Here is a 7,095-nt window from a genome sequence, read left to right on the forward strand (position 1 = left end):
GTGGGGAGAGCAGGATTCGAACCTACGAAGCCGAAGCAACTGAGTTACAGTCAGTCCCATTTAGCCACTCTGGAATCTCCCCAAAAGTTTATATTTTATGAGCCTCCAGAGGGATTCGAACCCACGACCCCGAGATTACAAATCACGTGCTCTGGCCAACTGAGCTATGGAGGCAAATATAAAAAAGAATTCAAAAGATCGCTGTTCCTTTTTTGCGAGTGCAAATATAGAACGGATTTTTTGAATTCTCAAATATTTTATAAACTTTTTTTAACTTTTTTTTCTATGCCATTTCTTTTTTCTTGATTAGTAGCTTTTTAGCAGTATCAACACAAAGGTCCAAACTTTCTTCAAAACTGGTAGATGTCTTCTTTACTACGATATCGTCTCCCGGAACCGCCAAAATAATCTCTGCAGTTTTATTAGCTTTATCAGCGTTATTTTCTACTTTTAAAAATACCTTACACTCATGAATTTTGTCATAAAAGGTATCCAATTTGCTTACTTTTTTGTCAATGTGTGACTCTAGTGGTTCGTGTGGTGTTAAACCAATTGATTGAACTGAAATCTTCATAATTCTTCTTTTTTTGATGCTCGAGGGTGAGCCTGATTAAACACTTTTTTCAATTGTTCAATATTAGCATTCGTATAGACTTGAGTACTGGCAAGGCTGGAATGCCCTAATATTTTTTTTACTTTGGAGATCTCCGCCCCATTATCCAATACGTGGGTAGCAAAGCTATGCCGTAGGATGTGAGGACTTTTTTTTTCTTTCGTTGTTACAAGACTAAGGTACTTATTAACTACCACATAAACAAATTTTTCATTGAGTTTTTTCCCTTTCTTATTGACGAAAAAATATGATTTAAATTCTGTCTGCGGATTTCTTATTTCCAGATAACTTTTTAGAAGTTCAGACAATTCATTGGAAATGGGAATTACCCTTTCTTTATTCCCTTTTCCTATTACTTTTAATTCATTCTCATATAAATCAACATTCTCAAATATCAGGCCACAAAGTTCTGCTTTACGCATTCCTGTCTGATAAAGAACTTCCATAATACATTTTTCAAGCACTTCATGTACCTGTTCGAAAATTCTTTCATTGAGATCAGTCATTTCCTCTTTAGACATAGGAATCTGTTTTTCAGCATAAAACTTCAGGGAAGAAATCCCTTCTACAGGAGAAACTTTAATCTCCCCTATTTTTAAAAGAAAAAGATAAAAACTTCGGAGTGAAGATAATTTTCTATTGATACTTCTTTTGGATATATTATTTTCGCTCAATTCAACAATAAAGTTTCGGATAATCTTTTTGTCTGCCCTGGCTAAATTGTCAGAAGATTCCGTTCGGAGGAAGAAATGGGAAAAGTCTTCAAGGTCTTTTTTGTAGCTTGTGATGGTATGAGGAGAATATCTTTTTTCGAATTGTAAGTATTCTAAAAATTTTTCCAGCATCATAGGTATAAAAATAAAAATTCACTCCTCAAATATAAGAATTTAAGAAGTGAATTAATATATGGTTAAGAAAAAATCTTAAGCCTGCTCTTCTTTGCTAAGCGCTCTTTGTTTGTAAGCCGCTTTTAGTCTAGCTTGTCTCAAAGTTACAGAAGGCTTAATAAACTGTTGTCTAGATCTTAATTGACGAACAGTTCCTGTTTTATCAAATTTTCTCTTGTATTTTTTTAAAGCTCTGTCGATGGATTCACCATCTTTTACTGGAATTATTAACATATTTTACATCTCATTTTGGATTGCAAAACTAGGTAATTTTTATGAGAACACAAAATATATTGCAATAAACAATCACTACCCTATCTTAAGACTGTTAAAAAACCCCGTATTAAAGCCTGTTAACAGACATTAATTTTTTATCCACAATAACCAGACATTCAATTTTTAATAGCTTCAGGTTATTCATTTTATTTCCCAATTACTATTAAAATCACCTATATTAATGAAATGTAAACAAAAAGCACTATCTTTGCATTCACTTTATTCATGGGGTTGACTGGTTTCGACAGCAAGACCAATGGGTAAGTAAGCATGCAGAGAACCGTAGCGCGATCTCTATAATCCCTTGCTACAAAATTTTAACTGGCAACGAAGAGTTCGCTCTTGCAGCTTAATATCGAAGTATAGTAGATCAAGCGTTTTCCCGAAGATTTCAGTAGGGAAGCAAGATATTCCACAAATGCTCTGTTCTGCAGCGTTTGATTCTGGGATATAGGAATGCAGAAATAAGGCTTTAGAAGCTTTGGCTAAAGCTCGAAAATTTCAGAAGATAAGCTGGTAGTTGGGTGTCTGCCCTCTGCTTTCAGTCGAAAACCAATGGTAGAATAAGCATGTAGAAAGCTTATGTATTGCTTGTTTGGACGAGGGTTCGAATCCCTCCAACTCCACAAAAACCACTGATTTCTCAGTGGTTTTTTATTTTAAGACAATCTTACATCAAATTTCACCTATAAAACAGAATGTTGTACATATTATATGTATTATATGTATGGTATCAATAGGATAACTGTATTAAAAACAGCTTTTGAAATTTTTTATGAATATAAATTTGAAACTCCTTCTTACTTACAAGTATAAAACAATCTCATTTTTCGGCTTACAATTCATCAATCAAAACAACAATGATAAAGTTCAGAAGAATTATCTTTTATTTCTCCCTTAGTCATTCCATTATTGATTTTATATTCCTAAACAGAAGGTAAATATAACCTACTGAAAACGAAAAGACTATAATAAAACAATCTAAAATGAAAGCTTCTGTTCCACAAAAAAGACTAAAAAAATGTTTTATCGTAAAGAATTTTATATATTTGCACCATCTAACAATTAAAAAAATAATTTACTATGTCAGACATTGCATCAAGAGTAAAAGCTATCATCGCTGATAAGCTTGACGTTGAAGAAACAGAAGTAACTCCTGAAGCTAGCTTCACTAACGATTTAGGAGCTGATTCACTAGATACAGTTGAGTTAATCATGGAATTTGAAAAAGAATTTAACATTCAGATCCCTGATGACCAAGCTGAAAAAATTACTACTGTAGGACACGCTATCGCTTACATCGAAGAAGTAGTAAATAAATAATATTCTTCAACAAAAAAGAAATTAAACAAAGTTTATGGAATTAAAAAGAGTAGTTGTAACCGGATTTGGAGCAATAACACCAATAGGAAATAATGCAAAAGAATACTGGGAAAATCTTGTGAAAGGTGAGAGCGGTGCCGCTCCGATTACTCTTTTTAATGCCACAAACTTTAAAACAAAGTTCGCTTGCGAGGTAAAAAATTTCGATCCGTTACAGCATTTCGATAAGAAAGAGGCTAAAAAAATGGACAGAAATACTCAATTGGGACTTGTTGCTGCAAGAGAAGCAGTAGCGCATTCTGGAATTATTGAAGACAATGTAGATAAAAACAGAGTCGGTGTAATCTGGGGTTCTGGAATCGGAGGATTAGAGACTTTTGAAACTGAAGTTTTAGGATGGGCCAATACGGAAATTCCGAGATTCAACCCTTTCTTTATCCCAAAAATGATTGCGGATATCACTCCAGGACATATCTCAATTGAATATGGTTTCCACGGGCCAAACTACACTACTGTATCTGCATGTGCATCTTCAGCAAATGCTATAATTGATTCCAAAATGCTGATCCAGTTAGGAAAAGCAGACGTGATTGTGTGCGGAGGCTCTGAAGCAGCCGTTACAGCAAGTGGTGTCGGTGGATTCAACGCAATGATGGCACTTTCTACAAGAAACGACGATCCTAAAACAGCTTCAAGACCTTTTGACAAAGACAGAGATGGATTTGTGCTAGGTGAAGGTGCAGGATGTATTGTTCTTGAAGAATATGAGCACGCCGTAAAACGTGGTGCTACAATTTATGCAGAATTACTGGGAGGAGGTCTGAGTGCTGATGCACATCACATGACTGCTCCACATCCTGAAGGCCTTGGCGCTTATCTGGTAATGAAAAGCTGTTTGGAAGACGCAGGCTTAACTGCTGATGAAGTAGATCATATCAACATGCATGGTACATCTACTCCATTAGGAGACATCGCAGAATCCAATGCAATTTCGAAATTATTAGGCGAGCATGCTTATGACATTCAGATTAATTCTACAAAATCAATGACTGGCCACCTTTTAGGTGCTGCAGGTGTTATTGAAGCTATCGCTGCATTGGGAACTATTATTCATGGTACTGTTCCTCCAACCATCAACCATTTTACTGATGATGAAAATATTGACAGCCGACTTAACTTTACGTTTAACACAGCTGTTAAGAAAGATGTAAAAGTAGCCATGAGCAATACTTTCGGATTTGGCGGGCATAACGCTTGCGTTCTATTTAAGAAAATCTAAATTCAATGAATGGAGTTACAGAAATACTTTTCTAAATTCCTTCTCAAAAAAAGAAAAAGACAATTAACGGAGAGAGAATATTTTCTCAGTACCGAGCTTAGAAAAGTATTAGGTACGGAGGTACAGAATATAGCTCTTTACCGCGAAGCTTTTTCTTTGAAAAATTCTTCTAAAAATCAAGACAGCAATTACGAAAGACTTGAATTTTTGGGAGATTCTGTTTTGGGTACAATTATTTCTTGTCATTTGTTCCAGACGTATCCTCAGGCTAATGAGGGATATCTGACACAAATGAAATCTAAGATTGTTAATAGGAAAAACCTCAATAAATTAGGAGAAGATCTCAAGCTTACCAGCCTTTTGCAAAAGCAAAACAGCTCATCAGCTTTGGGAGAAAATATCTCTGGAAATTTGTTCGAAGCCTTAATTGGTGCCGTTTATTTAGACTTCCATTATGATACCTGCAAAAGGATTATTCTGGAAAAATTGCTGACACCTTCCGAGATCAATAAGCTTGAAAACAAAATTGTAAGCTATAAAGGTCTTCTGCTCGAATGGAGCCAAAAAAAGAAGGTCAATATAAAGTACGAAACCTGCGAGGAAATACAGGCTAATAAATCTGTCGTATTCAGATGCCATGTATGGCTTGGAGACGAAAAAATTGCTAATGCAACAGAGACTTCCAAGAAGAAAGCAGAGGAAAAAGCAGCACAGAGGGCATTTTATATTTTAAACAAAAAAGAAAATATACTTGGAAATTCAAAAACTTTATGATCTTGATGATATAGAATTTGAAGATATTGCCATAGGATTGGTAAGATTAGCCAAAGACGTACCTGCTCACGAGTTTTTCTACAAAATAAATCAAACCAATAACCTCGGTTTTTCAAGAAAGAAAGATCTTGTCTTCCATGGGGGATATTATGATTATTTTTTTCCAAGATATGAAGCCTATCACAAGTATACAAAGACTTGTTTTACCTTCATTTCCAATAAATCTTCTGAAAGTAAGCAAAAAAAAATTCAGACAGAACTCTTTACAGAAGAAGAAAACATTAAATTTTTATTAAATAATCAGGTAGATGTGGAATATATTCTGCATAGTTCGGAACAGTTTCCTGATTTTTCCGTAATTTTGCTCCCTGAAAATCTTGTATTTCCAATTCAAGATTATACACTGAGTTCTGATGAGGAACTTTATCAAATTATCCAGTATTATGAATAAGTATTTAAAGAAGACAAAAATTATCGCAACACTAGGACCTGCTTCATCGTCGAAGGAGGTAATGTTAGATTTAATGAAAGCGGGTGTTGATATTTTCAGAATAAATTTTTCCCATGCAGATTACGACTTAGTTCGAAAAAATATTGAAATAATTAGAGAGCTAAACAATGAGTATGGTTATTCTGTGGGAATCCTGGGAGACCTTCAGGGGCCTAAGCTGAGAGTGGGAGTTGTAAAGGAAGGATCTTATCTGAATCCAGGTGATATTCTGACTTTCACCAATGAAAAGATGGAAGGAGATTCCACTAAGGTATACATGACATACCAACAGTTTCCACAGGATGTAAAAGTAGGGGAAAGAATCCTTATTGATGATGGGAAACTAATGCTGGAGGTTATCGAAACCAATGAAAAAGATACTGTAAAAGCAAAAACCATCCAGGGAGGTCCGCTAAGTTCTAAAAAAGGAGTTAATCTCCCTAATACGAATGTTTCTCTTCCTGCATTAACAGAAAAAGATGTGCAGGATGCTAATTTCATGCTTGACATGGAAGTTGACTGGATTGCCTTATCATTTGTTCGTCATGCTCAGGATATTATCGACTTGAAGGAGCTTATTAAAGCGCATCCAAATGGTAAATTCAAAACTCCGATTATTGCGAAGATTGAAAAGCCTGAAGGCGTTAAAAATATTGATGAAATCCTTCTTGAATGTGATGGATTAATGGTAGCCCGTGGAGATCTTGGAGTAGAAGTTCCAATGGAAGAAGTTCCTGCCATCCAGAAAAACCTGGTAGAAAAAGCAAGATTCTATTCCAAGCCGGTTATCATTGCTACCCAGATGATGGAAACGATGATCAACAGTTTAACACCAACAAGAGCGGAAGTAAATGACGTGGCCAACTCTGTATTGGACGGAGCTGATGCTGTAATGCTTTCCGGAGAAACTTCGGTAGGTAGATATCCGGTACAGGTTGTGGAAAACATGGCTAAAATTGTAAAGAATATTGAAACTACTCATTTCTACCAACACAAAAATGAGCCTATCGAGAAAGATTATAACTGTATTGATGAAAGATTCATTACCAACAGGGTTTGTCTTGCAGCGGTAAGAATTGCTAAAACAACTAACGTTTCTGCTATCGTAACTCTTACTCACTCCGGGTACACAGCATTCCAGCTTGCAGCACACAGACCAAACTCTCATATTATCGTATACAGCGGTAACAGAAGAGTTATCACGATGCTGAACCTTCTTTGGGGTGTTCATGCTTATTACTATGATATGAAGAAATCCACAGATGAAACAATCATTCAGGTAAATATGTTAACGCACAACTATGGTTATATCGAAACCGGAGATTTCGTAATCAACATCAATGCTACTCCATCCTATGAAGGGGGAAAAACAAATACATTGAGACTGACAACAGTATAAGCAATTAGCAATTAGCAATTAGCAATTAGCAATTAGCAATTAGCAATTAGCAAT

The 7,095-nt window shown here is 35.5% G+C and carries 8 protein-coding genes, 2 tRNA genes and 1 other RNA gene; 6 read left to right on the top strand and 5 right to left on the bottom strand.

Annotated elements, in window-relative coordinates; genetic code table 11:
• Position 1: 1 nt before the first annotated feature.
• The 5 genes from ACODR7_RS21290 to rpsU form a co-directional block, all read right to left on the bottom strand.
• A tRNA-Tyr gene (locus tag ACODR7_RS21290) sits at positions 2–82 on the bottom strand.
• A gap of 18 nt (positions 83–100) precedes the next feature.
• Positions 101–174 (bottom strand) — tRNA-Thr (locus ACODR7_RS21295).
• A 109-nt stretch (positions 175–283) separates the two neighbouring features.
• Positions 284–574, bottom strand: a complete 291-nt coding sequence (locus ACODR7_RS21300; RefSeq protein WP_076594989.1) for an HPF/RaiA family ribosome-associated protein — start codon at positions 572–574, stop codon at positions 284–286.
• Positions 571–1,458, bottom strand: coding sequence for a tyrosine-type recombinase/integrase (locus ACODR7_RS21305; RefSeq protein WP_488842259.1), 888 nt, complete (start codon positions 1,456–1,458; stop codon positions 571–573). The genes ACODR7_RS21300 and ACODR7_RS21305 overlap by 4 nt, the downstream gene beginning before the upstream one ends.
• A gap of 78 nt (positions 1,459–1,536) precedes the next feature.
• A complete protein-coding gene (gene rpsU / locus ACODR7_RS21310) occupies positions 1,537–1,734 on the bottom strand; it encodes a 30S ribosomal protein S21 (RefSeq protein WP_034693154.1) in 198 nt (65 codons plus the stop codon).
• A gap of 269 nt (positions 1,735–2,003) precedes the next feature.
• Here rpsU and ssrA point away from each other — a divergent pair.
• The 6 genes from ssrA (at position 2,004) to pyk (ending at position 7,041) form a co-directional block, all read left to right on the top strand.
• Positions 2,004–2,405: a transfer-messenger RNA gene (ssrA, locus tag ACODR7_RS21315) on the top strand.
• Positions 2,406–2,859: 454 nt separating this feature from the next.
• Positions 2,860–3,099, top strand: coding sequence for an acyl carrier protein (locus ACODR7_RS21320; protein WP_002976354.1), 240 nt, complete (start codon positions 2,860–2,862; stop codon positions 3,097–3,099).
• 34 nt (positions 3,100–3,133) lie between these two features.
• Positions 3,134–4,378: a beta-ketoacyl-ACP synthase II gene (fabF, locus tag ACODR7_RS21325; RefSeq protein WP_488842254.1), complete on the top strand. Its 1,245-nt coding sequence runs from the start codon at positions 3,134–3,136 to the stop codon at positions 4,376–4,378.
• 9 nt (positions 4,379–4,387) lie between these two features.
• Positions 4,388–5,152 (top strand): ribonuclease III, encoded by a 765-nt coding sequence (gene rnc / locus ACODR7_RS21330; protein ID WP_076594972.1) that lies wholly within the window; start codon positions 4,388–4,390, stop codon positions 5,150–5,152.
• Positions 5,130–5,603: an IPExxxVDY family protein gene (locus ACODR7_RS21335; RefSeq protein WP_488842257.1), complete on the top strand. Its 474-nt coding sequence runs from the start codon at positions 5,130–5,132 to the stop codon at positions 5,601–5,603. Before rnc ends, ACODR7_RS21335 begins: the two co-directional genes overlap by 23 nt.
• On the top strand, positions 5,596–7,041 hold the full coding sequence (pyk, locus tag ACODR7_RS21340; RefSeq protein ID WP_076594970.1) for a pyruvate kinase: 1,446 nt from the start codon (positions 5,596–5,598) through the stop codon (positions 7,039–7,041). Before ACODR7_RS21335 ends, pyk begins: the two co-directional genes overlap by 8 nt.
• Positions 7,042–7,095 lie beyond the last annotated feature (54 nt).

It is taken from the genome of Chryseobacterium sp. FG46, from assembly GCF_057809135.1.

What these genes read in the sequence shown, in the direction of transcription:
- fabF (WP_488842254.1), top strand. Translation starts at nt 3,134, where the DNA reads ATGGAATTAAAAAGAGTAGTTGTAACCGGATTTGGAGCAATAACACCA.
- pyk (WP_076594970.1), top strand. Translation starts at nt 5,596, where the DNA reads ATGAATAAGTATTTAAAGAAGACAAAAATTATCGCAACACTAGGACCT.
- rpsU (WP_034693154.1), bottom strand. Translation starts at nt 1,734, where the DNA reads ATGTTAATAATTCCAGTAAAAGATGGTGAATCCATCGACAGAGCTTTA.
- rnc (WP_076594972.1), top strand. Translation starts at nt 4,388, where the DNA reads ATGGAGTTACAGAAATACTTTTCTAAATTCCTTCTCAAAAAAAGAAAA.
- ACODR7_RS21305 (WP_488842259.1), bottom strand. Translation starts at nt 1,458, where the DNA reads ATGCTGGAAAAATTTTTAGAATACTTACAATTCGAAAAAAGATATTCT.
- ACODR7_RS21320 (WP_002976354.1), top strand. Translation starts at nt 2,860, where the DNA reads ATGTCAGACATTGCATCAAGAGTAAAAGCTATCATCGCTGATAAGCTT.
- ACODR7_RS21300 (WP_076594989.1), bottom strand. Translation starts at nt 574, where the DNA reads ATGAAGATTTCAGTTCAATCAATTGGTTTAACACCACACGAACCACTA.